The 25,691-nt window shown below is 61.3% G+C and carries 18 protein-coding genes, 1 tRNA gene and 2 pseudogenes; 9 read left to right on the forward strand and 12 right to left on the reverse strand.

The window, feature by feature from the left end; translation table 11 throughout:
- Nucleotides 1-250: 250 nt before the first annotated feature.
- Nucleotides 251-1,336: an AI-2E family transporter gene (locus K6M89_RS04385; RefSeq protein WP_222138546.1), complete on the reverse strand. Its 1,086-nt coding sequence runs from the start codon at nucleotides 1,334-1,336 to the stop codon at nucleotides 251-253.
- Between the two features lie 825 nt (nucleotides 1,337-2,161).
- Nucleotides 2,162-2,776: a LysE family translocator gene (locus K6M89_RS04390; protein WP_097580253.1), complete on the reverse strand. Its 615-nt coding sequence runs from the start codon at nucleotides 2,774-2,776 to the stop codon at nucleotides 2,162-2,164.
- Between the two features lie 477 nt (nucleotides 2,777-3,253).
- Here K6M89_RS04390 and K6M89_RS04395 point away from each other — a divergent pair.
- Nucleotides 3,254-3,568: pseudogene (locus K6M89_RS04395) on the forward strand (GFA family protein); the annotation flags it as partial.
- Nucleotides 3,569-3,913: 345 nt separating this feature from the next.
- On the opposite strand, the gene K6M89_RS04400 reads toward K6M89_RS04395, so the two are convergent.
- A complete protein-coding gene (locus tag K6M89_RS04400) occupies nucleotides 3,914-6,148 on the reverse strand; it encodes a RelA/SpoT family protein (protein WP_222138547.1) in 2,235 nt (744 codons plus the stop codon).
- Between the two features lie 142 nt (nucleotides 6,149-6,290).
- Entirely contained in the window at nucleotides 6,291-6,695 is a 405-nt protein-coding gene (rpoZ, locus tag K6M89_RS04405; RefSeq protein WP_003574261.1) for a DNA-directed RNA polymerase subunit omega, read from the reverse strand.
- A gap of 299 nt (nucleotides 6,696-6,994) precedes the next feature.
- Here rpoZ and K6M89_RS04410 point away from each other — a divergent pair, with 299 nt between their 5' ends.
- The gene (locus tag K6M89_RS04410; RefSeq protein ID WP_003546927.1) at nucleotides 6,995-7,576 is read left to right on the forward strand and encodes a LabA-like NYN domain-containing protein; all 582 of its coding nucleotides are present in this window, start codon (nucleotides 6,995-6,997) and stop codon (nucleotides 7,574-7,576) included.
- 39 nt (nucleotides 7,577-7,615) lie between these two features.
- Here the strand turns inward: K6M89_RS04410 and smpB are convergent, their stop codons facing one another.
- Nucleotides 7,616-8,095 carry an SsrA-binding protein SmpB gene (gene smpB / locus K6M89_RS04415; protein ID WP_012557117.1) on the reverse strand — a complete coding sequence of 160 codons (480 nt, stop codon included), beginning with the start codon at nucleotides 8,093-8,095 and terminating at the stop codon, nucleotides 7,616-7,618.
- Nucleotides 8,096-8,190: 95 nt separating this feature from the next.
- Nucleotides 8,191-9,075, reverse strand: coding sequence for a 4-hydroxy-tetrahydrodipicolinate synthase (gene dapA, locus K6M89_RS04420; protein ID WP_222138548.1), 885 nt, complete (start codon nucleotides 9,073-9,075; stop codon nucleotides 8,191-8,193).
- Nucleotides 9,076-9,290: 215 nt separating this feature from the next.
- Here dapA and K6M89_RS04425 point away from each other — a divergent pair, with 215 nt between their 5' ends.
- Together K6M89_RS04425 and K6M89_RS04430 are read left to right on the forward strand one after the other, a co-directional pair.
- Nucleotides 9,291-11,366 carry a lytic transglycosylase domain-containing protein gene (locus K6M89_RS04425; RefSeq protein WP_222138549.1) on the forward strand — a complete coding sequence of 692 codons (2,076 nt, stop codon included), beginning with the start codon at nucleotides 9,291-9,293 and terminating at the stop codon, nucleotides 11,364-11,366.
- Nucleotides 11,367-11,430: 64 nt separating this feature from the next.
- Nucleotides 11,431-12,327: an alpha/beta fold hydrolase gene (locus tag K6M89_RS04430; RefSeq protein ID WP_222138550.1), complete on the forward strand. Its 897-nt coding sequence runs from the start codon at nucleotides 11,431-11,433 to the stop codon at nucleotides 12,325-12,327.
- A 196-nt stretch (nucleotides 12,328-12,523) separates the two neighbouring features.
- On the opposite strand, the gene K6M89_RS04435 is transcribed toward K6M89_RS04430, so the two are convergent.
- The 4 genes from K6M89_RS04435 to K6M89_RS04450 all read right to left on the reverse strand — a co-directional run bounded on the left by K6M89_RS04435 (nucleotide 12,524) and on the right by K6M89_RS04450 (nucleotide 16,973).
- The gene (locus tag K6M89_RS04435) at nucleotides 12,524-13,546 is read right to left on the reverse strand and encodes a porin (protein WP_097580247.1); all 1,023 of its coding nucleotides are present in this window, start codon (nucleotides 13,544-13,546) and stop codon (nucleotides 12,524-12,526) included.
- Nucleotides 13,547-14,116: 570 nt separating this feature from the next.
- Nucleotides 14,117-14,207: transfer RNA gene (locus K6M89_RS04440), tRNA-Ser, on the reverse strand.
- 345 nt (nucleotides 14,208-14,552) lie between these two features.
- A complete protein-coding gene (locus tag K6M89_RS04445; RefSeq protein ID WP_222138551.1) occupies nucleotides 14,553-15,770 on the reverse strand; it encodes an NAD(P)/FAD-dependent oxidoreductase in 1,218 nt (405 codons plus the stop codon).
- An 87-nt stretch (nucleotides 15,771-15,857) separates the two neighbouring features.
- A complete protein-coding gene (locus K6M89_RS04450) occupies nucleotides 15,858-16,973 on the reverse strand; it encodes a Gfo/Idh/MocA family protein (RefSeq protein ID WP_222138552.1) in 1,116 nt (371 codons plus the stop codon).
- A 208-nt stretch (nucleotides 16,974-17,181) separates the two neighbouring features.
- Between K6M89_RS04450 and K6M89_RS04455 the strand changes: the two genes are divergently transcribed.
- From K6M89_RS04455 to iolE, 4 genes are all read left to right on the forward strand, one after another.
- The gene (locus K6M89_RS04455; protein WP_097606347.1) at nucleotides 17,182-18,057 is read left to right on the forward strand and encodes a MurR/RpiR family transcriptional regulator; all 876 of its coding nucleotides are present in this window, start codon (nucleotides 17,182-17,184) and stop codon (nucleotides 18,055-18,057) included.
- A 91-nt stretch (nucleotides 18,058-18,148) separates the two neighbouring features.
- Entirely contained in the window at nucleotides 18,149-20,083 is a 1,935-nt protein-coding gene (locus K6M89_RS04460; protein ID WP_222138553.1) for a bifunctional 5-dehydro-2-deoxygluconokinase/5-dehydro-2-deoxyphosphogluconate aldolase, read from the forward strand.
- 200 nt (nucleotides 20,084-20,283) lie between these two features.
- Nucleotides 20,284-22,134: a 3D-(3,5/4)-trihydroxycyclohexane-1,2-dione acylhydrolase (decyclizing) gene (iolD, locus tag K6M89_RS04465; protein ID WP_222138554.1), complete on the forward strand. Its 1,851-nt coding sequence runs from the start codon at nucleotides 20,284-20,286 to the stop codon at nucleotides 22,132-22,134.
- Between the two features lie 66 nt (nucleotides 22,135-22,200).
- Nucleotides 22,201-23,118: a myo-inosose-2 dehydratase gene (iolE, locus tag K6M89_RS04470; protein ID WP_097580242.1), complete on the forward strand. Its 918-nt coding sequence runs from the start codon at nucleotides 22,201-22,203 to the stop codon at nucleotides 23,116-23,118.
- Between the two features lie 58 nt (nucleotides 23,119-23,176).
- Here the strand turns inward: iolE and K6M89_RS31860 are convergent.
- A pseudogene (locus tag K6M89_RS31860) lies at nucleotides 23,177-23,322 on the reverse strand (endonuclease domain-containing protein); the annotation flags it as partial.
- Nucleotides 23,323-23,324: 2 nt separating this feature from the next.
- On the opposite strand from K6M89_RS31860, the gene iolB reads away from it, so the two are divergent.
- Nucleotides 23,325-24,122: a 5-deoxy-glucuronate isomerase gene (gene iolB, locus K6M89_RS04475; protein ID WP_097580241.1), complete on the forward strand. Its 798-nt coding sequence runs from the start codon at nucleotides 23,325-23,327 to the stop codon at nucleotides 24,120-24,122.
- Between the two features lie 158 nt (nucleotides 24,123-24,280).
- Here the strand turns inward: iolB and K6M89_RS04480 are convergent, their stop codons facing one another.
- Nucleotides 24,281-25,645, reverse strand: a complete 1,365-nt coding sequence (locus K6M89_RS04480; protein WP_222138555.1) for an MATE family efflux transporter — start codon at nucleotides 25,643-25,645, stop codon at nucleotides 24,281-24,283.
- Nucleotides 25,646-25,691 lie beyond the last annotated feature (46 nt).

A 25,691-nucleotide genomic window follows, 5' to 3' on the forward strand; every position in this document is an offset into this window, starting at 1 on the left:
GGCCTTCGGTTTCAATCTGGAACGGTACGCATGACCAGACGGGCCGAGCACGGAATGCCGAGCAGATCGCCAAAAATGGTCTGTGGTGCACGCCCTTGCTACCGAGCCAACTCGGAGCGAGTTTGATACACGGCCATACCCGCAGAGTTTGGATGGACGCGAAGGGCAGGCAGGTCGTCGAGAGCAACATCGTCAAAGGCATGGGCCGTGGCGTGCCTTTGGCGTCGGTTAAACTCTCATTGAAATTCGATCAGTCGGAGTCGGAAGGCGGGGTGGGGTTACCGCGTTCCTCGACTTCGGCCATGGTCCACTCACGGAAGAGGCTGTAGGCGACCGCCAGCAGCGTTGGCCCAAGGAAGATCCCGATAAATCCAAAGGCGATGACGCCACCAAGGAGTCCGAAGAGGCCGAGCAACACCGGCAGGTTGTTGGCCTTGCCCAGGATGTAGGGTCTGATGACGTTGTCGATGCTGCTGACAAGGAGCAAGCCCCACGCTGCGACGAAGATGCTCCTCCAAACGGCTCCCTGGGCAAGGAACCATAGCACCACGGAGCCCCATACAATAGGGGGGCCTGCCGGCAGAAACGACAGGATGAAGGTAAGGAAACCAAGCAGCAGCGCCTGAGGTACTCCGGCGATCCAAAAACCAATGCCGGCTAGGAGGGCTTGGGCGAGTGCCGTGCCTATCAAGCCATAAATGACGCCCTTGACAGTTGCGCCCACGACCATAAGCAGTTCTCGAGCGCGGAGCCCCGCAAATCTTTCGCCGACTGCGCGCACGTGGGCTGCCATCCGCCGGCCGTGAAGGAAGAAGAAAAAGGCGATGAATACGCTCAGCCCGAGTTCGAGGAGCCCGGCGCCGAGCACCGCCCCGCTGGCTACTGCAAAGTCTGTGGCCGGGCCGATCAGCTTCTTGAGTTCAACGGTGAACGCAGGCGCATTGTGGGCCAAGCGCTCCCAGTAGGCAGCCAGGTTCTCGCCGATTACCGGCAGTCCTGCGACCCAGCGCGGCGGCGTCGGGGGGCCTTGCTCGAGAACCTGGTTCACAGCCGCGAGCAGGTTGCTCACGCTGTCCGTCAACGTCGGCACCACCACGGCGAACGGTGCGACCAAAACAAGGGCGACCAGCAACGTCATCATGGCGGCGGCCACGCTTTTGTTGCCACCGACTGCCCGTTCGCACCTCCTGTAAACCGGCCACGTCGAGAAACAGATCACCGCGGCCCACAGGATAGCTGAGAGGAAGGGCAGAAGGACGAGAGCGCAGCCGACCGCAAGGAGAAGTAGGGCGCCGACCCCTAGAATTTGTTCGATTGGCTTGCCGAGAGGTATCATGTCCAATCTTCCTGTTGCTTCCGGCTAGATTATCAGCGAATGACGCGATGTGCAGCCAGTGGCTCGAGCGTCGCAGCGAACGATCCCGTCCACCTAAAACTGGGCGAAGCCGTCGACTCGGAAAGACGGTATAGTGCGGCCGATTGCCCGCGGCGTCATCTCCACCAGAAGAGCTGGAGCCGAGATCATTCGTCCAGTTGATCTCAGCGGATAGGATGTCATTTCGTAGCAACAAGGCGCCCGGATTCGTGAACAGACCCTTTCCCGCCCTACCCTCCTTGGATCAGATCCAAGTTAGCGGAAGTACAAGCTTTGATGGGCGACGAGGGGTTGCCATCTGCCAAGGGTATTCGACCAGTCTGTTCGGTATGACGGATCGCGACGGATCAGGACCGGGACGAGTTGGCTAAGCGCATAATCCAGTCGTTCCAGCACGTGGTAAAAAGACGAGGATGCTCTGACGCGGCTGCTGATTTGACGAGCCGTTCTGTGGACCTTCTGAGCGACATCAGGAAGTTTTCGGACAGCCGCACCAGATCTTCTCCGTTGGGAGCGCTCCAGCAGGCGAGACGCATCACGACTGACTGGCCGACTGACATGGTCGGCAACTTCGAAGTGAAGCTAATAGGGGTGTGAACCACATTAAAGGACAGGTCTTGGTGTGCCATCGCGGATGAGCGCTTTTTCCGTCCCTGTGCCGCCGCCGAAAGCGACGTTACGCTGCTTGGCGACGAAGGTGGCGGTGGCAAGGTCCCGAACTAGAGGCTCGTTGACGGGCGTGTTGGCGAACTCGAAGTCGCCGACGCGGAAAGGCGGAGCGTGGCATCAATCCCTCGCACGTGTCGCGATGGCCACGGCTGCGCCTCCCATGCAGAGAGCAGCACTACGGTTCATCAGTAACATCGCCCTCGGCGATGTAAGCGCCATTCGCGCCCGAGCGCCCGCGAGAGCGAAGGGATACTGGGCGACCGTGAGGATCAGGGCCGTCGTGACAAGCAGCAGGACGATATCCGTGCCCGATAGTGCATTCACATCCACGACTGTCGGCAGAATAGAAACGTAGAACAACACAGATTTCGGATTGCCAAGCGTCACCAGAACGCCGGAGCCGAACACGCCGCCTGCGGTGGAGGATTCTTGCTGCGGCTGCAGCGAGTTGGGGGCGCTCCAGAATTGATAGGCGAGCCAGCAGAGATAGGCGACGCCAGCCCATTTGATGACGATCAGCAAAGTGGTGAAGGTTGCTGCGATATAGGCGAGCCCTGCCAATGCCGACGAGAGATAGAGCACGTCGCCGACCACCATGCCGGCAGTCATCCATGCGGCCTTGCGATAGCCGGCGTGAAGCGCCTGCGCAACGATGGCAACGATCTGCGGTCCCGGTATGATTGCGGCGAGAGTCAACGCGCCGGAATAGGCCAGAAAGCCGGAAAGTGTCATCAAAAGCTCCAAGAAATCGATCTTGCTAGTATTCACATTGCTAAGCGAAAGCCAACACCTTCGCGGATACGCCCTGCCTAAAATCCTCGACACTGCCATCCAAACCCGAAACGGCTGCCACGCGAAATAGAACTGCGTGACCATCGCTATTACGCTAAGAAGGTCGACTGCGCGTAGCGAGCCCGGAGTCGGCTCGTTGGTACAGTTCAAGTCATAGGTTATAGATGAAGCTCGATTGCGCCGAGAACGGATGTCCCAGCGCACCTCGAAAGCGATCACTTGATTGCAGACACTCGATGCTGGCCCACAGAGCGTGTGCGTGGCGAAGCCAGATCGACGGATCAAGGTGCCCGACGTCTCGACTTGGTTCAGGGACGCAGCGCCAACCTGCCGACGCTGGAGCGGTCCTGCAAAGCCGCGAGTGCCTTTGGCGCGTCAGCAAGTTCATAGGCGGTTGGCTGGGCCGGAGCCAATACGAGAACGGGCGCACCATTCAGCGCCAACGCATTCTATAACATTGACTGTGTCCAAATATCCGGAAGGTCGACGGAATTCGTTCGCACCGCCGACAGCGGTCGCAAGGTTCACATGCATTTTTGCCCTACCTGCGGTTCGACAGTCTATTGGAGGGCCGACGTCGCGCCGTCCTGGATCGGTGTAGGTGTCGGTTCCTTTGCCGATCCGGCCTATTCGCCGCCTGCAATATCAGTCTTCGAACAATCGAGACATCCGTGGGTGGAGCTTGGCGACGTGGTAGAGCATTTCGATGGACCTTCAGGCCGTCGGGCTTAGGGTGTCGCGACACCTTCTTCGTCCTTACTTTCCCAGCGCTGGCCCGACCCTCGGTGGGTTTTTCGCGCAGTGCTGTCCTCAGGTGTTGGCGGCGAAAGGCCCTAAGCGGACATTATTCGCTTCAATTGTCGAAGTCTTGAGCTGACGATCTTCCCGATCGCTAAGAATTCAGAGCCAACTGCGCATTTCTTACCGATCGGGAAGATCAAACGCGGCATCAGGCGGCTTGATTCAGAATTCGGGCAGCCAAAGCAGCCTTGTCCTGTGGTTGACCCGGGATTTCCAAGTGGCTCTCACTCAAATCTGCTGCTGTTGGGGACGAGACTTCTGCTGACAGACAAAAGCCTATTCGTAGAGCCGCCGGACCGTGGCGATGCAGTCGAGTTCCTTCATCTGGGCGAGCAGCTGATTGAGCTGACGCAGATCCCAGACCTCGACCTCGAGCATCATTTCGGTGAAATCGGCTGCCACCCGGACGGTGTTCAGCAGGCGGATATTGACGTCAAGGCTTGCAACCGTCTGGGCGACCTTGGCGAGCGTGCCGGGCTCGTTCAATCCATTCACCATGATGCGCGCCATGAAGCGCGACTTGTTGGCTTCGTCGAGGTCCCAGCGGACGTCGATCCAACGGTCGGGCTGATCATCGAAGCGCTGCAGGCTCGGCGACTGGATCGGATAGATGGTGATCCCCTTGCTCTGATCCATGATGCCGACGATGCGGTCGCCGGGCACGGCGCCTGTCGAGGCGAACTTGACGTCGACATTGCCGGACAGGCCGCGGATCGGGCCGATATCGACATCGGCGTCGAGTTCGGAATGGCCGCCCTCGGCCCCGGCCTTGGTCTTGCCGGGGATCTTGAAGATCATGCCGGCCGCGCTGCGGACGTTGAACCAGCCGTCGTCGCCGGAAGGTTTGACGGTGACGCGTTCGTCCTGGTGGTCGGGATAGACGGCGCGCAGCACGTCGAGCGAGGACATCTCGCCGCGACCGACGGCGGCGATCGCATCCTCAACATCCTTCTGGCCGAGACGGTGCAACGCGGGCTTCATCGCCTCGCGCGAGAAGATCTTGCCGGCCCTGTTGAAGGTGCGCTCGAGGATGCGGTGGCCGAGGCCGGCATATTGCTTGCGGATCGCCATGCGGGTGGCGCGGCGAATGGCGGCGCGCGCCTTGCCGGTGACGACGATCTCCTCCCAGGCGGCCGGCGGAACCTGCACGCCGGAACGGATGATCTCGACTTCGTCGCCATTGGCCAGCCGCGTCACCAGCGGCATGATGCGGCCGTTGATCTTGGCGCCGACCGTGGTGTCGCCGATATTGGTGTGAACGGCGTAGGCGAAGTCGATCGGCGTGGCGCCGCGCGGCAGGGCAATCAGCTTGCCCTTCGGGGTGAAGCAGAAGACCTGGTCCTGGAAAAGTTCGAGCTTGGTGTGCTCGAGGAATTCTTCCGGACTGTCGCCCTCGGCGAGCGCCTCGATCGTGTGGCGCAGCCAGGAATAGGCATTGGATTCGCGCGAAAGGATGTCGCCGTCGGCATTGGTGGCGCCGTCCTTATAGAGCGTATGGGCGGCAATGCCGAATTCGGCGATCTCGTGCATGCGCCTGGTGCGGATCTGCAGTTCGATGCGCTGGCTGGAGGGACCGACGATGGTGGTATGCAGCGAACGGTAATCGTTCTGCTTCGGCGTCGAGATATAGTCCTTGAAGCGGCCAGGCACGACGCGCCAGCGCGTATGCACGATGCCGAGCGCCCGATAGCAGGACGGGATGTCCTCGACGATCAGGCGGAAGCCGTAGACATCCGAAAGCTGTTCGAAGGACAGCGACTTCGACTGCATCTTGCGGAAGACCGAATAGGGCTTCTTCTGCCGGCCCTTGACATAGGCGCTGGTCAGGCCGCTGGCGACCAGCAGGTCGCGCAACTCGGCCTCGATCTTTTTGACGATGCCCTCGTTGCGCTTGGAGAGCTCTTCCAGCCTTTTCGTGACGGTTTCGTAGGCTTCCGGGTTCATGTGCCGGAAGGAGAGCTCCTCCAGTTCCTCGCGCATGTCCTGCATGCCCATGCGGCCGGCGAGCGGCGCATAGATTTCCATCGTCTCCTCGGAGATGCGGGCGCGCTTGTCGGCCGACATGTGATCGAGGGTGCGCATATTGTGCAGGCGATCGGCGAGCTTGACGAGCAGCACGCGCACATCGTCTGATATGGCGAGCAGCAGCTTGCGCAGGTTTTCGGCCTGCTTGGCCTTCTTGGTGACGAGATCGAGTTTCTTTATCTTCGTCAAGCCCTCGACCAGCCGGCCGATATCCTCGCCGAAGAGTTCGTCGATCTCGGCGCGCGTCGCCGTCGTATCCTCGATCGTGTCGTGCAGAAGGGCAACCGCGATCGTCGATTCGTCGAGATGCATGTCGGTGAGGATGGCGGCGACCTCGAGCGGATGGGAAATATAGGGATCGCCGCTCGCGCGCTTTTGCTGGCCATGTTTCTGCATGGCGTAGACATAGGCTTTGTTCAGCAGTGATTCATTGGCATCGGGCTTGTATTGCTGAACCCGCTCCACGAGCTCGTACTGCCGCATCATTCCAAAGCCACTCCGGTAAAAATAAAAGCGCGCCAATCAACGATTGGCGCACACATGGGCAATAATATGCCTAAGCAATAAAGGCGCAAGATTGACGATTGGTAATCGTCGCTCTTTTCCGGATCAGAACCGGACGGCGCGCTTAATAATCGTCGCTCTTTTCCGGCGGCACCAAGCCCTCGATGCCGGCAAGCAGCTCTTCTTCCGACATCTGGTCGAAGGTGATCGTCTCCGGCAGGTCGTCCTGCTCCTCGCTGTCGGCTGCGGCAACACCGCCGGCGGCGATCATGCTGGCCGGATCGGGCTCGGGCTCGTCGACTTCGACATGCTTCTGCAGCGAATGGATCAGATCTTCCTTGAGGTCATCGGGCGACAGCGTCTCGTCGGCGATTTCGCGCAGAGCGACGACAGGATTCTTGTCATTGTCGCGGTCGATGGTGATCGAGGCACCCTGGGAAATCAGCCGGGCGCGGTGGCTGGCGAGCAGAACCAGCTCGAACCGGTTCTCTACCTTGTCAATGCAATCTTCAACTGTGACACGGGCCATTGCCTGTCCTTTACGGTCGTCATTTCGGGATTAACACGCCCGATACAATTAAAACCGGGCAAATACAAGTTTTTCGTTCCGGCTCCCCTCGTCTTTATCCGTGGCTGAGCTAAATTTCCATGGGGAATGTCACAATTCCACCGAAGGTTGCTTGGAATATGACGAATCGTGCCCTAAATCTCTCTTATATGAACACTTAGTAAAGTAAGGATCAAATCAAAAATCACAATAAGCCATTGTATTTATTGAAATTTGATGCCCTGCGAATTTCCATTTCTCTCATTAGGAATTGGTAAGCGATGTTTGACCCACGCGAAAAAATTGCACTCTTTATTGACGGCGCCAACCTCTACGCTGCATCCAAGAGCCTCGGTTTCGACATAGATTACCGCAAGCTGTTGAAAGCGTTCCAGAAACGCGGCTACCTCCTACGCGCCTACTACTATACCGCCTTGATCGAGGATCAGGAATATTCATCGATCCGTCCTTTGATCGACTGGCTCGATTACAACGGCTACAAGGTCGTCACCAAACCCGCCAAGGAGTTTACCGACTCCATGGGCCGGCGGAAGATCAAGGGCAACATGGACATCGAGCTTGCGATCGACGCCATGGAGCAATCCGAAACCGTCGACCATCTCGTCATCTTCTCCGGCGACGGCGACTTCACCAACCTGGTCGAGGCGCTGCAGCGCAGAGGCCGCAAGGTCTCGGTGATCTCGACGATGGCGACCCAGCCGCCGATGATCGCCGACGACCTGCGCCGCCAAGCCGATCATTTCATCGACCTCTTGTCTCTGAAGGCTGAGATCGGTCGCGATCCGTCGGAGCGGGCGCCGCGTCCGGCCGAGGTCGCCCCGGCCAGCGATTTCGAGGACTGATCGAAAGCGCGGCGAGCCGATCAGCTGCGGCATGATGGCTCAGCCATTATCCTTCAACAAACGGCTCTTCTGCCGGTTCCAATCGCGCTCCTTCTCGGATTCGCGCTTGTCGTGAAGTTTCTTGCCCTTGGCGAGCGCCAGTTCCATCTTCGCCCGTCCCCGATCGTTGAAATAGATCTTCAGCGGGATCAGCGTCATGCCTTCGCGGTTGACCGCTGAGCGCAGGCGATGGATTTCGCGGCCCGACAGCAGCAGCTTGCGGCGCCGGCGCGGCTCGTGGTTGAAGCGGTTCGCCTGCAGATATTCCGGCAGGTAGGAATTGATCAGCCAGATCTCGCCGCCCTCATCCGAGGCATAGGATTCGGCGATATTGGCCTTGCCTTCGCGCAGCGACTTGACCTCCGTGCCCATCAGCACGAGGCCGGCCTCGTAAGTATCGATGATCTCGTAGTTGAAACGGGCCTTGCGGTTTTCGGCCACGACCTTGTTCACCACGCGCTGGCTGCCTTTGGGGGCCATGACGATATTTCCTTCGAGGCGCGCGAAAAGCCGCGCCCTCATTGCTGCCCTTTATGTAAGGGAACGACCCGGCCTTGTGAAGACGGGCGGTCTCTTCAGTTCAGCAGCCCGGCATGGCGCAGAGCTGCGTCGATCGCCGATTCGGTTGCCGGCTCCAGCGTCGACAGCAGCGGCGAGCGGACGTTGCGGCTCATGCGGCCGAGCTTGGAGAGGCCGTATTTGGCGCCGCAGAGACCGGGTTCAAGAAAGATCGCCTTGTGCAGCGGCATCAACCGGTCCTGATATTCCAGCGCGCGGGTGTATTCGCCGGCCAGCGTTGCCGCCTGAAAATCGGCACAGAGGCGCGGGGCGACATTGGCCGTTACCGAGATGCAGCCGACGCCGCCATGAGCGTTGAAGCCGAGCGCCGTGGCATCCTCGCCGGACAATTGCCTGAAGTCTTTGCCGCAGGTGATGCGCTGCTCGGAGACACGCTCGATCTTGCCCGTCGCATCCTTGACGCCGACGATATTCCTGTGCGCCTTGGCGAGCGCACCCATCGTTTCCGGCGTCATGTCGACCACCGAACGGCCGGGTATATTGTAGATATAGATCGGCAGAGCGACGGCCTCGGCGATCGCGGAAAAATGCGCGATCAGCCCCTTCTGCGTCGGCTTGTTGTAATAGGGCGTGACGACAAGCACAGCGTCGGCGCCGACCTTTTCGGCATGCTGGGCAAGCTCGATCGCCTCACGCGTGTTGTTCGAACCGGCGCCGGCCATGACGGGAACGCGTTTTGCGGCCACCTCGATGCAGAGTTCCACGACCCGCTTGTGTTCGGCATGCGACAACGTCGGCGATTCGCCTGTCGTGCCGACCGGAACGAGACCGCCGCTGCCTTCCTTGATCTGCCAGTCGACATGGGCGGCGAAGCTGTCTTCGTCGATCGATCCGGTATCGGTGAAGGGGGTAACGAGGGCGGGAATGGACCCATTGAACATGCAAAGCTCCTCACGACCAAATCCTTGCTTCGGCCGCATTCCATGACTAAGAGTTGCGCACCATAGAGCGCCGAAATCATCGCGACAAGCGCGGAGAGTTCGGTTTAGGGCAAAATCCGATAGCAGATGTGAATGAATTTTACCTGGTACGGTAAGGTTTCGTTAAGATGCCTCCAGCCAAATGGGTAGGGCGTGTTTTCGTTGCGAGATCCCGGATGAAGAAAGCTGTCCTGATTCTGACCGCCTTCGGCTTCGTTGCCGCCGCGTGGGGCAGCATTGCGTCGCCGCTTGCCGGCGAAAACCTTCCTGCGGCTGACGTCAAGCCGATCGGCTTCGTTCCCGAGACATCGATACCGGAGGCGTTGACCACCGGCGCCATCCCGCGCAATCCGGCCATCGCGCCGGTCGCCAGTGATCTGAAAACCGGTCTCGACGCGCTTGGCGCCAAGAATCCGCAACTGGCTCTGTCGATCCGCGACAGCATGCGGCAGGGGATGCTCGACCGCCATATCCTCACCTGGGCGATCGCCGTATCCGGATTGAAGGGCGTTCCCTCCTATGAGATCGCCAGCGCAGTGCAGGAGCTCAAGGGATGGCCCGGCCTTTCGCGGCTGCGCGCCTATTCCGAACGGGCACTCTTCGATGAAAACCCCGCCCCATCAGCCGTGCTCGCCGCCTTCGGCGACACCGCGCCCGAGACGATGCAGGGCGCCGTCATTCTCGGGCGGGCGCTGGTTGCCTCAGGCAAGCAGGCGCAGGCGGCAAAATATATCCGCAAGCTCTGGCGCACGGAGGCGCTCGACAAGGCGGCTGAAGACAAGATCCTCGTTGAATTTTCCGCCCTGCTGACACCGGCCGACCACAAGGCGCGGATGGACTATCTGATGTATCGCGGCCGGGTGGCCCAGGCCAAGCGGTTCGGCGACATGGGTGAGGCGCAATCGCTCTACAAGGCCTGGGCCGCCGTCGACGCCAAAGCCGCCAACGCCGGCGCGCTGCTTAATGCCGTCGACGCGAGATGGCGAGGCGATGCCGGCCTGCTGTTTGCGAAGATCGAATATCTGCGCAAGCAGGACAAATATGCCGAGGCGGCAGCCCTGCTGGAGAAGATGCCGCGCGAGGCCGGCGAACTCGTCAATTCCGGCGAATGGTGGAACGAGCAGCGGATCGTCAGCCGCGGCCTCGTCGACCAGGGACAATTCAAACCGGCCTACCGCATCGTCGCAAACTACGCGGCAACCAGCCCGACCGACATCGTCGAGGCCGAGTTCCACGCCGGATGGTATGCGCTTCGCGGCCTGCGGGACCCGACAACGGCGGAAAGACATTTCCGCAAAATTCTGGCGACGTCGAACGGACCGATCTCGGTGTCGCGCGCCTGGTATTGGCTCGGGCGGGCAGCCGAGGCCGGTGGCCCCGGCAATTCAGGCGAATTCTACGGCAAGGCCGCAAATTTTCCCGGCACCTTCTACGGCCAGCTCGCAGCCGAAAGGCTGGGACGGAAAACGCTCAATGTCACCTATCCCGCGCCGAGCACGGCCGACCGCCAGCACCTTCAGGCGCGCGAAGCCGTGCAGGCGATCACCCGGCTCGAGGCTGCAGGTCACGGCTGGCGCGCCGACATTCTCTATCTCGCGCTTGCCGACCAGTTGCAGAGCCCGGGGGAACTGGCTATCCTCGCAGCACAGGCCGAGCAATCGGGCAATCACCATCTGTCGCTGCAGATCGGCAAGATCGCCTATGGCCGCGGCATCGACGTCGCAGCGCTTGCCTTTCCCGTCGGAGTGATCCCGGCGAATGCCAATATATCCGGCTCCGGCAAGGCGCTCGCCTATGCCATCGCCCGGCAGGAAAGCGCCTTCAATCCGGCCGCCGTTTCGGCAGCAAATGCGCGCGGTCTGCTGCAGCTTCTGCCCGGCACGGCCCAGGCGGTGGCCAAGCGCCACAACATCACGTTTTCGAAGGACAAGCTGACGGCCGATGCCGGATATAATGCGACGCTCGGCGCGCATTATCTCGGCGAGCAAATCGAGGCCTTCGGCGGCTCCTATATTCTCACTTTCGTCGCCTATAATGCCGGGCCGAAGCGGGTGCCGGAATGGATCGGCCGCTACGGCGACCCGCGCGGCAGGCCGATCGACGAGATCGTCGACTGGATCGAGCGCATCCCCTTCCCCGAGACGCGAAACTACGTGCAGCGCGTGATGGAGAATTACGAAGTCTACAAAGCTCGCCTCGGCCAGTCGACGGATATCGAGCGCGACCTGATCGGCGGACGCAGCGCCTCCTGAAGCCGTTTGGCGCGGCTTGAAAAGCAGGCTACATCTTCGGGTTCAGATAGGCCTTGAGGATGCGATGGCGGACATGGATGCAGGCGGTTTCCAGGAACGATATTATTCTTCTGCCGATGGGCTGACGCTTTATGCCCGCGACTACAGGCCGGACGGGGCGGCAGCCGCCGGACGGCTGCCGGTGATCTGCCTGCCCGGTCTGACCCGCAATAGCCGGGATTTTCACCCGCTTGCGCTGCGTCTCTGCCGCGACGAGACAGGCCCACGCCGGGTCATCGCGCTCGATTCGCGCGGACGCGGAAATTCCGCATGGGATGAGAACAAGGCCAATTACACTCTCGCCGTCGAGGCCGGCGACGTTATTGCCGCCTGCGCTGCATTCGGCATCGAGCGGGCGGTTTTCATCGGCACATCGCGCGGCGGACTGATCCTGCATCTGATCGCGGCGACACGGCCGGATCTTCTCGAAGCCGTCATCCTGAACGACATCGGCCCTGCGATCGAGGCCGGGGGGCTGGCACTCATTCGCGACTACTTGAACAGCGGCAGGAAGCCGGCCGATTGGAAAGAGGCGGCCGATATACTGCAGCAGAATCACGGTGCCTCGTTTACCGCGCTTGCAGGGGAAGACTGGCGCGAGATCGCGCTTGCGCTTTACCGCGACGCCGACGGAAGACCGGTCGCCGACTTCGATCCGGCGATCGCCGAGGCGCTGCGATCGGTCGATTTCAGCCAGCCGCTGCCCGAGCTCTGGGAGCAATTCGAAAGCCTGTGCCGGTTGCCGCTGATGCTGATCCGCGGCGAAAATACCGCTCTGCTCTCAAAGGAGACGGCTACGGAAATGGCCCGCCGGCATCCGAGCCTGATCCTGCACGCAGCTCAGGGACAAGGGCATGCGCCCCTCCTCCATCTTGGCGACATCCCTGCAGCCATTGGAGCTTTCCTCGCCAGCTGCCGATAGCTGACGGAGACCGTTCAGCTGCAGCCGCGCGTCTTTTGAGACAGGCAAAGGCGCCATAGCCTTGCAAGCCGGCGGGTTTCCGTAACCGGCTCCAATTTCCAGGCCGATGCGCAACCGCCTCTTTGCCGTTCGTGCAGATACAAAAAAAGCCCGGCTCGAGAGCCGGGCTTTCCTGATTGACCGAAGTCAGATCAGATTAGAACGAGCGCTGCAGGCGGAAGTAGCCAGCCGTCGAGTCGTCGTCGTTTTCCGGATCGAGGTACTGAACCGAAGCCTTGGCGTAGAAGTTGTCGACGATCTGGTAATCGACCGTCAGACCAACCTTCCAAGCGTCGTCATCGCTGAAGTCGTCGCCGGCAACGTAGTAGTTGCTGTAGTACTGGACGCCAGGAGTGATCTTGAGCTTGTCGGTGGCCTTGATTGCGTATTCGGCAGCGATAGCCCATTCAGCCTTGGTGTAGTAGGAGCTCGGGCCGGTAGCGTATACGGCAGCGAGGCCGAGCGTGCCCGGACCGATGTCAACCGTACCCATTGCACGGACAGCGCCTTCTTCGTTGTCGACGTCATAGCCGGCAGTGATCTGGTAGCTGAACGCACCAGCCTTGCCGCCGAGACCGACGGCAACGCCGACGTTGTTCGGATCTTCGTCAGACTTGTAGAAGCCGTCTTCGAGTTCGTCGACGCTGATGCCAGCGTAGAAGGCGTCGGTTTCGTACTGATAACGGAGCGAGTTATGCAGCGTGACCGGCGAGCCGATATCGTCGGTTTCGCCCGAGAGGCCGTCGTCCCACCAGCTGTAGAACAGACCAGCGCGGAAGCCAGCGATGTCGAGGTAAGCGGAGTCGAGCTTGGCGCTCTGATCCGACGCGTTGTCAGCATTGAACTGCATGACGATGACGCCGGTCAGCGGACCATACTCGGTGTCGCTCTTGGCCGTGAACTGAACCTGGCCGCGCGTACGGGCATCCCAATCGGAGTCGTTGCTGAGCGAACCGTTGAGCGGCTGATCACCAACGTCAACCTGGAAACGGATGTAGCCGTTGATCTTGAGGCAGGTTTCAGTGCCCGGGATGTAGAAATAGCCGGTGCCGTAAGCGTCGCAGACGCGAACATATTCAACCGGTTCCGGCTCGGCAGCAACGATAGCGTCAGCAGCCTGAGCACCGGAAACTACTGCCAGAGCAGCAGCGGAGCCGAGAAGAAGGCTCTTGATGTTCATAAATGACCTCCAATTCAAAGTTTCGATCGGGTTTGGGATCTTTCGCTGAGCAGCGTTCCCTGCCCCATCCCCGTGTTTCAAGAAGTGGACGATCCGTCGCCCTTGCTTCCGAGGGTGAAAATACAAGACGGCGGCCGTCACGCAATCACCAACTTGCTCCAACAAGGGGTTTGAAGGAGCCTTCCCCGCATTCTGTTGCTGAAAGGACACAAGTCGGGCAGCCGGCCCCGATTTCTTTTATAGTTTGTTAAGAAAAGCTTGGTTTTGCGGCAACTTAGGCGAGATCGACAACGTGCTGGACATGCGTCTTTCGACACATTCATGACGCTTTTCTGACAAAATCCGATTGTTGTCGGAGACTTCCGGATCCTCGGAAGCGTAACCGGCCGTTCACCGATCCACTTCCGCCGGTCGCCGAGGACAGGAACGCGGGAAGTGATTCCCGTCGGCGATTCTCTCTCTATCGAAGGGAGGAGATTTCTCCACCGCGCGACTGCGAGGCATAGCCGACTAAGCGACCATGATTCCCCGCCGGAGGGTAAGACACGACATGCGCTGCGGAAATCGAAATGGCGGAGAAGATGGGATTCGAACCCACGATACGCTTTTGACGTATACTCCCTTAGCAGGGGAGCGCCTTCGACCACTCGGCCACCTCTCCGGTGCGGCCTAACTATGGTGACCGGTCTGTGAATGCAAGGGTTTTTTGAGTTTTCATTAGAAGAAATGCAGCGGCCGGCATTTCGACCGGGTTGGGCAACGGGGGCATTGCTGCCTGCCCGTGATCTGCATAATTCGATCGCGCGTCTCTTCAATAGGAGACCGCGCTCTACCACCAGCCGCTCGGGGAGAGCGAGCGCGAAACGGTTTCGATTCGCAGACCCTCGGATCGCAAAATGACACGCGACCAAAGGTTAACCAACCATTGCAATCACGGCCTTTCAGCAGAGGGCCGCGCCCTCTGTGTCAGGCAAAGGGCTCTTTCCTTGCGGTATCGCCTCCTGGCTCAGCGGAGCAGGCTCTTAAGATCGGCGGCGGGGTCGGCGAGACTCAATCGGTCGGGGTTAATTCTGGATTCCAGCAGTTTCTTGCCGGTCACATAGGCTTTGGCGTCGTTGATCGCGTCGACGGCGATCAACCGGCCTTCCCTGAAGTACCAGACCGAATGGGCGCCTTCGCGGGCGCCGGGGCGCAGCAACGTATCGTCATAACCGAGATTGAAGCCGGCAATCTGCAGCTTGATGTCGTACTGGTCGGACCAGAACCAGGGCTTGGGATCATAAGGATCATTGCCGCCGGCGATGACGGCGGCGGCCGCTTCAGCCTGATCGACGGCATTCTGCACCGATTCGAGCCGGATGCGTCCGCCCTGCCAGGGAAGGGCGGCGCAATCGCCGGCCGCGAAAATCGCCGAATCGGAAGTGCGGGCGAATTCGTCGACGACGATGCCATTGGCAACTTCGAGGCCGGCCTCCTTGGCAAGCTGATCGTTCGGCACGACGCCGATGCCGACGACGACAAAATCGACGTCGATAGTCGATCCGTCGGAAAGCGCCGCACCAGCGACACGGCCGTCCTTGCCGATCAAGTGCTTGAGTCCGGTTTTCTCGCGAATCACCACGTCGTGGCCCTCATGGATCGCGCGCATGATGTCAGCCGTCTCCTTCGCCGCAACGCGCTGCAGGATGCGGTCGGCCATCTCGATGACGGTGACCTCAAGGCCGAGATGGCGGGCAACGGCCGCCGCCTCCAGGCCGATATAACCGCCGCCGATGATCAGGACGCGACGGCCGGGACGCATCTCGTCGGCGAGCAGATCGGCGTCGCGCTTGTCGCGGGCGACATAGACGCCTTCGAGATCGCCGCCGATTGCGGCCGGCAGCCGGCGCGGCGTCGAGCCGGTGGCCAGCGCGAGCGTGCCGTAGTCGAGAACGGAGCCGTCCTGCAGCAGAACCTGCTTGCTGTCCGGCTTGATCTCCTCGGCCCAAGTGGAAAGGCGAAGGTCGACGTCATTGTCGCCATACCAGTGCTGGTCGCGAAACAGCAGGCGGTCGAAGCTCATTTCGCCGAGCAAATATTTCTTCGAAAGCGGCGGGCGCTGATAGGGCGCCACATCCTCGGCGCCGATAAGGGTGATCGGGCGCGTATCCTTCAATGCTCGCAGCTTGGCCGCCAATGCGAAACCGGCCTGCCCCGCGCCGATGATCACCAATCTATCCGTCACGATTTCACTCCCGAAACTGCGCCCGACAACCACGTCAAGGCCTATCCCCTGCCCGGAGCGCCGTCAACGGAAAGCGGCTTCTTACCTTCAGCCGATTTCGATCCAGCGACGCTCGTGGAATGACTGTGCCATGGCATGCACCGACTTCTCTATCCTGAGACCGTCTTTAAATGTCACGATCGACGACGGTTCCCCCGATATTGCCCGGATCAACTCGCGGCATTCGATGATCTTGAGATCATTGAAGCCGAGGCCGTGGCCGGGCGCCGGAATGAACCGATCATAGGGCCGATGGGCAGGTGCCGCCAGTATCTTGCGAAAACCCTGTTCGGAGCCTCGACCCTCGGCCTGATAGAGTTCGAATTCGTTCATCCGCTCCTGATCGTAGACGATCGAGCCTTTCGAGCCGTAAATCTGCAGGGCGATGCGGCCCTTGCGGCCCCAGGCGGCGCGATTCGCCATCAACACGGCGGAGATGCCGCCGCCAAGCCGCATCAGCACGTTGGCGGCGTCGTGATTTTCGACGGCGCGGCGGCCACCCGCGCTGAGCGGACGGTCGGCATAGGGCTTCACCATATCTGTAATGACGGCCTCGACGTGGCCGAATAGATACCAGAGCAATGACAGCGGGTGCACGGCGAAATCGTCAAGCGCGCCGTAGCCGGCGGCAAGCTCGCACTTCCAATAGAAGAAGACGTCAGGATCGGCCATGAAATCCTCGTCCATTTCGACGCGGATATGGTTGACCGTGCCGATGGCGCCCTCACCGACAAGCGTCTTGATATGCCGCATGACGGGATTCTGGATGTAATTATAGCCGAGGGCGGCCACCTTGCCGGATCGTTCCGCCGTTTCCAGCATGCGCTCGGCATCGGCATAGGCCGGCGCCATTGGCTTCTCGCACCAGACATGCTTGCCGGCTTCGAGGGCTGCAATCGCCATCTCGGCGTGGAACTGATTGGGTGTGGTGACGGAAACGACGTCAACCTCCGGGTCGGCGATCAGCGCCCGCCAGTCGGCGGTTGCCTTCTCGAAGCCAAATTCGGAGGCGCGGGCCTTAGCAAGCCCGGCATTGGCTTCAGCCAGATGCACGAGTCGCGGACGCTCGACATCGCCGAACACGGTCTTCACCGCATTCCACGCCAGCGCATGGCACTTGCCCATATAACCCGTGCCGATCAACCCGATGCCAAGTGGCTTCATTTCCGTCTCCTCCAGGACTGTGCGCGGATTTTTTGGAATATTTGGATCATTTTGGCAAGACACCGTTCACCGGCACTTCCGCGTCCTTCCCGACCAAAACCGTTTAAACGCCTTGAATTACAGGCCATTAAAAACAATTAGGCGCGGTGTTTGAAATCGTTTATGCTCGACAATATGGAATATTTGTTTCATCCCGTGAGCCGCAAGCATGGATAATGACCCCCAGAGGCACGCACGTGTGCCGCGCGATTTCGAAAGCCTGCGCAGCACCATCATCGAGCGCAAGGCGAGCATGCCGAAGCGGCTGGCGCAGGTCGCCGCCTTCGCGCTCGGCAACCCCGACGAAATCGCCTTCGGCACGACGGCGAGCATTGCCGCTGCCTCCGACGTCCAGCCCTCAACGCTGGTGCGCCTGGCGCACCATCTGGGCTACGAAGGCTTTTCCGATCTGCAGAGCATCTTCCGCGAAAGGCTGCGCGACCGGACGCTGAGTTATGAAGAACGGCTCGTCACACTGGAGCAGGCGAGCGGCGACGACGAGGACGCCAACCTCCTCTCCGGCTTCATTGCAGCGGCAAGCCAGTCGGTCAACCGGCTGGCGGCGACGGTGCAGAGCGATACGTTCACGAAAGCGGTGGATATCCTGGCCGCCGCCGAAACGATCTATCTGATCGCTAAGCGGCGTTCCTATCCGCTGACGGCGCATATGACCTACGCTTTTTCCAAGCTCAACATCCGCCACCAGATCGTCGCGTCGCCGAACGGCGTCGATCCCGAAATGGTGCAGTTCGCAACGCCGAAGGATGCGGCGATCGCCGCGAGCTTCTCGCCTTATGCGGCCGACAGCCTCAGCCAGAGCCAGGAGCTCGCTGACCGCGGCGTCCCCATCATCGCGATCACCGATTCGGCCTTCTCGCCGCTTGCCGCCTGCGCCACGCATTGGTTCGAGGTGGCGGAGGCCGATTTCGCCGGCTTCCGCTCGCTGTCGGCCTCAATGGCGCTGACCATGGCACTGCCGGTCGCCATCGCCGAGCGGCGGCGCAAGCGACAGCACGCAAAAGCTGGAAAAGCGAAAATGGAATAAACATTCCGAATTGACAAAATATCGGAACCAATGTTTCATTATTGAAATTCGCAGGCACTGGAAGCCGCGCAAAATCTAGCGGGAGGACATCATGGTACAATCGAATCCGGGTTCACAGCCGGAGCCGGCGCTTGATGTAATCACCATCGGCCGTTCCTCGGTCGATCTTTACGGCCAGCAGATCGGTTCGCGGCTGGAGGATATCGCCTCCTTTGCCAAATCGGTCGGCGGCTGCCCGTCCAATATCGCCATCGGCACGGCGCGGCTCGGCCTCAAATCCGGCCTCATCACCCGCGTCGGCGACGAGCAGATGGGACGGTTCATCCGCGAGCAGGCGGCACGCGAAGGTGTAGCAACGGACGGCATCGTCACCGACAAGGAGCGGCTGACGGCGCTCGTGTTGCTTGCGGTCGAGGCCGAGGGCGTATCGCCGATGATCTTCTATCGTTCCGACTGCGCCGACATGGCGCTCGAGGAAGGCGATATCGATGAAAGCTTCATCAGGTCGTCGCGCGCCGTACTCGTTTCCGGCACGCATTTCTCGCGCCCGAATACCGAGGCGGCCCAGCGCAAGGCAATCCGCATCGCCAAGGCGAACGGCCGCAAGGTGATCTTCGACATCGACTACCGGCCGAACCTCTGGGGCCTTGCCGGCCATGCGGAAGGCTTCGAGCGTTACGTGAAATCCGACCGTGTCTCCTCGAAGATGAAAGAGACGCTGCCCGATTGCGATCTCATCGTCGGCACCGAGGAGGAAATCCTCATCGCCTCCGGCGCCGACGACGTGCTTGGCGCGCTGAAGGAAATCCGCCGCCTGACGCCGGCGACGATCGTGCTGAAGCGCGGCGCCATGGGCTGCATCGTCTATGACGGACCGATCGCCGACGACCTCGAAGCCGGCATCGTCGGCCAGGGTTTCCCGATCGAGGTGTTCAACGTGCTCGGCGCCGGTGATGCCTTCATGTCCGGCTTCCTGCGTGGCTTCCTGCGCGACGAGCCGCTTAAGACCTGCGCCACCTGGGCCAATGCCTGCGGGGCTTTCGCCGTCTCCCGGCTGCTCTGCTCGCCGGAATATCCGACCTGGGCGGAGCTCGACTTCTTCCTGAAGACCGGCAGCAAACATCGGGCGCTGCGCAAGGACGAGGCGATCAACCATATACATTGGGCATCGACCCGGCGCGGCGACATCCCGCTGCTGATGGCGCTGGCGATCGATCACCGCTCGCAACTTGTCAGCGTCGCCGATGAAGTCGGCGTCGGTCACGAGAAAATCGTCGCCTTCAAGCGGCTGGCGGTCGAAGCGGCGGCGCGCGTTTCGAACGGCCGTGACGGCTACGGCATGCTGATCGACGAACGCTTCGGCCGCGACGCCTTTTTCGATGCGGCGACGAAGAATTTCTCCTGGATCGGCCGGCCGGTGGAGCTGCCGGGCTCGAAGCCGCTGCGCTTCGAATTCAGCCAGGATATCGGCTCGCAGCTTGTCGAATGGCCGCTCGGCCATTGCATCAAATGCCTGTGCTTCTATCATCCCGACGACCCGGCGGCCCTGAAGAGCGAGCAGCAGGAGAAGTTGCGCACGCTGTTCGAAGCCGCACGCAAGGTCGGCCGCGAGCTGCTGGTCGAGATCATCGCCGGCAAGAACGGACCGCTTACCGACGATACGATCGCGACCGCGCTGGAAGAACTTTATGCGCTCGGCATCAAGCCGGACTGGTGGAAGCTGGAACCGCAGGCTTCCAGCGAAGCCTGGAAGAAGATCGATGCGGTGATTGCCAAAAATGATCCATGGTGCCGCGGTATCGTGCTTCTGGGCCTCGAGGCGCCCGCCGAGGAACTGATCTCCTGCTTCGAGGCGACGCTGGCAGCCCCTTCGGTGAAGGGCTTCGCCGTCGGCCGGACGATCTTTGCCGATGCGGCGCGCGCCTGGCTTTCGGGCGCCATGAACGACGAGGAGGCGATCGCCGACATGGCCGATCGCTTCCGGCAACTGACAGAGGCGTGGCTGAAGACGCGCGGGCTTCAGTAGCAATAGAATTAAGCTCCTCCCCAACCCCTCCCCACAAGGGCGAGGGACTTAACTTGAGGCACCGCCTCACGCCATCATCGAGCATCCTCCGGATGAAACGTTGCGGCGGGAACGCAAAGAGCCGAACAGGTTAGCCCCTCCCCTTGTGGGAGGGGTTGGGGAGGGAAAAAGATAAAGAGTTAAAACTCCGGGAGACCCCGATGGGCAAGACGATTCGGTTGACGATGGCGCAGGCCGTCGCGCATTTCCTCAAGAAGCAGATGACGGTTGTCGACGGCAAAAAGGTGCCGATATTCGGCGGCGTCTGGGCGATCTTCGGCCATGGCAACGTCGCCGGCATAGGCGAGGCGCTTTATCAGGTGCGCGGGGAATTGACGACCTATCGCGCCCACAACGAACAGGGCATGGCGCATGCCGCGATCGCCTATGCCAAGGCGAATTTCCGCACGCGCTTCATGGCCTGCACGACCTCGATCGGTCCCGGCGCGCTGAACATGGTGACGGCGGCCGGTGTCGCACACGTCAACCGCATTCCCGTTCTTTTCCTGCCGGGCGACGTCTTCGCCAACCGCGCGCCGGATCCGGTGCTGCAGCAGATCGAGGATTTCGGCGACGGCACGGTTTCGGCCAATGACGCCTTCCGCCCGGTTTCGCGCTATTTCGACCGCATCACCCGGCCGGAGCAGATCATTTCGGCGCTGAAGCGCGCCATGCAGGTCCTGACCGATCCCCTGGATTGCGGTCCGGTGACTTTGTCGCTCTGCCAGGATGTTCAGGCCGAAGCCTTCGATTATCCGGAGAGCCTGTTTGAGGAAAAGGTCTGGACGACCCGCCGGCCGCAGCCGGATGCGGATGAGCTCGCCAATGCCATCGCGCTGATCAAAGCCTCGCAGAAGCCGGTGATCGTTGCCGGCGGCGGCGTGCTTTATTCGCAGGCGACGAAGGAGCTGGCGGCCTTCGCCGAGGCCCACGCCATTCCCGTCGTCGTCACCCAGGCCGGCAAGTCGTCAATCGACGAAACCCTGCCGCTAGCGCTCGGCTCGGTCGGCGTCACCGGCACATCGGCAGCGAATGCGATCGCCGAAGAGACGGACCTCGTCATCGCCGTCGGCACGCGCTGCCAGGATTTCACCACCGGCTCCTGGGCGCTGTTCAAGAACGATAGCCTCAAGATGATCGGGCTCAATATCGCCGCCTATGACGCGGTGAAACATGACAGCCATCCTGTCGTTGCCGATGCCCGCGAAGGGCTGAAGGCGCTTTCGGCGGGCCTTTCCGGCTGGAAGGCGCCGGCGGGGCTGGCCGAGAAAGCCGCGGCCGAGAAAAGGGCCTGGTTGGAAGCGGCGGCGAACGCCATGGCGACGACCAATGCCGCCCTGCCCTCCGATGCGCAGGTGATCGGTGCAGTGGTGCGCACGATCGGAGGCGACAACACGACGCTGCTGTGCGCCGCCGGCGGCTTGCCCGGCGAATTGCACAAGCTCTGGCCGGCGACGGCGCCCGGCAGCTATCATATGGAATACGGCTTTTCCTGCATGGGTTACGAAATCGCCGGCGGCCTCGGCGCCAAGATGGCGCGTCCCGAACGCGATGTCGTCGTCATGGTCGGCGACGGCTCCTACATGATGATGAATTCCGAGATCGCAACCTCGGTGATGCTAGGCCTCAAGCTCAACATCGTCGTGCTCGACAATCGCGGCTATGGCTGCATCAACCGGCTGCAGATGGGAACCGGCGGCGCCAACTTCAACAATCTGCTGAAGGACTCCTACCACGAGGTGATGCCTGAGATCGATTTCCGCGCGCATGCCGAAAGCATGGGGGCCATCGCCGTCAAGGTCGGCTCGATCGCGGAGCTGGAGCAGGCGATCGCCAGCTCAAAGAAGAACGACCGAACCTCGGTCTTCGTCATCGACACCGATCCCTTGATCACCACGGAGGCCGGCGGCCACTGGTGGGATGTCGCGGTGCCCGAGGTCAGCCCACGCGAAGAGGTCAACAAAGCGCGCAAGGGTTACATCGAAGCACGCGCCGCCCAGCGCATCGGCTAAATCAGTGCTGTCATTTTTCGGAGGAGCGGAACCGCTCCTCCTGCGTTATATTTAAGGAGAATGTTGATGAAGGCCAAACTCGGCATGTCACCCATCGCCTGGTGGAACGACGACCTTCCCGAACTCAGCGACGATGTGTCCCTGGAGGAATGCCTGCGGCAGTCGCGCAGCGCCGGCTTTACCGGCATGGAGCAAGGGCGCCGTTTCCCCAGCAACCCAGAAGAAATGCTGCCCATCCTGCGCGCCGCCGACGTCACGCTGTGCGGCGGCTGGTTCTCCGGCACGCTGGTCAATGAGGAGCTTGCGGCCAACAAGGACCGCATCGCTCCGATGATCGAACTGTTCAAGGCGGTCAATGCGCCCTGCATCGTCTATGGCGAAGTTGGCCGCTCCATCCAGGGCGACCGCTCCAAGCCGCTCGCGACCAAGCCGCGCCTCGCCGACGACGAGATGAAGGCCTATGCGCGCCGCGTCACCGAGTTCGGCGAATGGTGCGCCGAGCAGGGCATGCCTCTTTCCTACCACCACCACATGGCGGCCGTCGTCGAAACCGAGCCGGAGCTCGATGCCTTCATGCGCAATTCGGGCGCAGGCATTCCGCTGCTGCTCGATGCCGGGCATCTGGCTTTTGCCGGCGGCGACGTGCTGCGCGCCATCGACCATCACCATGCCCGCATCAATCATGTTCACGTCAAGGACATCCGCAAAGCTGTGGTCGATGGTCTCGACCGCAGCCGGCAGTCTTTCCTCGATGCGGTGGCGCTGGGCGCCTTCACCGTGCCGGGCGACGGTTCGCTCGATTTCGGCGCCATCGTCCAGCGGTTCGCCGACCACGGCTATGAGGGCTGGTTCGTCGTCGAGGCCGAACAGGATCCGCGCAAAGCGCCGCCGCAGAAGATGGCCGAGATCGGTCATGCCGAACTGATGCGGGTGATGACGGCCGCGGGTTATACCGTGGAAACGGAAGGTTTTCCCAAGGGATAACGGAAAAGAAGAACCCTCTCCCGCAAGGGGAAGGCTGAATAGCATCGCCGGGGCAAGAAGCCCCCTCATCCGCCCTTCGGGCACCTTCTCCCGCTGGGGAGAAGGGGGAACTGGCCGGCGCGGCACATCCCTTCTCCCCTCGGGGAGAAGGTGGCGGCAGCCGGATGAGGGGGCCGCGCCCGCTAACGTTACGAGGAGAAACACCAATGCCAAACCTCAAGGTGAAACCATCCGGCACGCATGGCCGCGTCACGCATGTCACCCCTGAGAATGCCGGCTGGACCTATGTCGGCTTCGATCTGCATCGCTTGAAGCCGGGCGAAACGGTTTCGGGAGAGACCGGTGATCGGGAAATCTGCCTCGTCTGGGTCACCGGCAAGGGGAAAGCGTCCGCCGGCACCACGGATTTCGGTACCCTCGGCGAGCGGATGAGCCCCTTCGACGGCGCTCCGCATGCGCTCTACATCCCGATGGAATCGACATGGTCGGTGACGGCGGAGACCGATCTCGAGCTCGCCGTCTGCTCGGCGCCCGGCGGCGGCACCTACCAGGCGAAGGAAATCCCGCCCGGCACCCATCCGCAGGTGACGCGCGGCAAGGGCACGAATGTGCGCTACGTCAACAATATCATGCCGGAGGACGACAATTCGGCGCATTCGCTGCTCGTCGTCGAGGTGATCACGCCGGGCGGCCATACTTCCTCCTATCCGCCGCACAAGCACGATCAGGACAACCTGCCGAACGAAAGCTTTCTGGAAGAGACCTATTACCATCGGCTCAATCCGCCGCAAGGTTTCGGTTTCCAGCGTGTCTACACCGACGACCGCTCGCTCGACGAAGCGATGGCGATCGAGGACGGAGACGTGACGCTGGTGCCGAAAGGCTACCATCCGTGCGCGGCCTGCCATGGCTACGATCTCTATTACCTCAATGTCATGGCCGGGCCGCAGCGGATCTGGAAATTCCACAATGCCGTCGAGCACGAGTGGCTGGTGAAGGCGTGAGGGCTGCTTTAGATCGCGAAATGATCTGACGGTACGAAGCTGCCGTCGATGGTTGACTGGCTCCATCCAAACGAGGATGAGCCGCGACATCGGCGGCTCTCGCAGGCAGGGAATAGAATATCCGGCAAAGCCGCGCTTACTCGCGCGGCTTTGCCACCTCAGCCAGGCAGAAGCCCGTAGCGCCAGCCGCGGCGTTTGGCGTTTTGAGACAGCACCAGCACGGCCAGAACGACCATGCCGGCTTCGGCAAAGACCGGCACCATCCAGATCCCCTGCTCGCCGAAGACGAAGGGCAGCAGGAAGGTGAGCGGCAGGGTGAGCAGATAGGGCCGCGACAGGCCGAAGATCGCCGCGCGCGGTGCATCGCCGATCGACTGGAAATAGGACGACAGGATCAGCATCTGCCCGAAGAGAAAATAGGCGCCGATCGTCCAGGGCAGAATTCGCCTGACCTCGGCGACAATGGCGGGATCGGCGACGAAGACGGCGCCGAGGCGGCCAGCCAAAAGTTCGACCGCGATTTCCACCAGGCTGCAATAGACGAGCGCCGAAAGCATGGCGATCTGCAGGCTGCGGCCGACGCGAAGCCCGAGGCCGGCGCCGTGATTGTTGCCGGCAATCGTCTGCAGGGCGATGCTGAGGCCAAGCAGCGGCAGATAGGTGAAGGTCATGATCCGCGTGATGATGCCGTAAGCGGCGATCGTCGCGACATAATCATGTGTGTTCCAGAGCGAGATATTGACGAGAATGGCGGCGGATGCCAGCGATATACCGATGAAGCCGAGGCTCATCGGCGCGCCAAAGGCGACGATGCCGCGCCATTCGGCAAGGGCGAATCCTCGAGAAGGCCTGAGTGCCGCCGGCCGGCGCCAGCGATAGGCAAGCACGGCAGCGAGACAGCCGAATTGCGAGGCGATGGAGCCGGCGGCCGAACCGAGCACGCCCCAATGCATCACCGCCATGAACAGCCAATTGGCGAGAATGTTGAGCAGCGAGGCCGACAGCGTCACCAGCGTCATGAAGCCGATCTTGCCTTCGCAGCGCAATCCGTCGAGATGCAGCGACAGGAAGAAGCTCACCGGCGCAAAGGCAATCATCGCACCCATGAACAGCATGGCGCCATCGGCCACGGCGGCCGTGCCGGCACCGGTATCGATGATCTGGCGGCCGAAGGTCCAGTAGAGCATATTGAGAACCAGGGTGACGGCCAGCGCCAACGTGTGGGCGCCGGCAAATACCCTGCCCGCGCCCTGGCGATCGCCGGCCCCGAGCCGGCGGGCGAGGATGCTCGCCATACCGTTCGAAACGAGCGATTGCAGGGCGATCAGCAGCATCAGGCCCGGGAAAATCAGGCTGACGGCAGAGAGCGCATCGGGGCCGACATAGGCGCCGAGGAAATAGGCGTCGACGACGGTGAAGAGGCCGTTGAGCGTGGTGATCGCGACGATCGGCGCCGCCGTACTGATGAAGACGCCCGGCAACCAGCCGGTGAGAAAAGCATTGCCGTGGGAAAGATCGGTCATGGAGAATCCGTGCGACATGGCGAGGTCCGATCCGGGATGACATCAT

Origin of the sequence: Rhizobium croatiense, assembly GCF_019793465.1 — a bacterium.
GTDB classification, from domain to species: Bacteria; Pseudomonadota; Alphaproteobacteria; order Rhizobiales; family Rhizobiaceae; genus Rhizobium; species Rhizobium croatiense.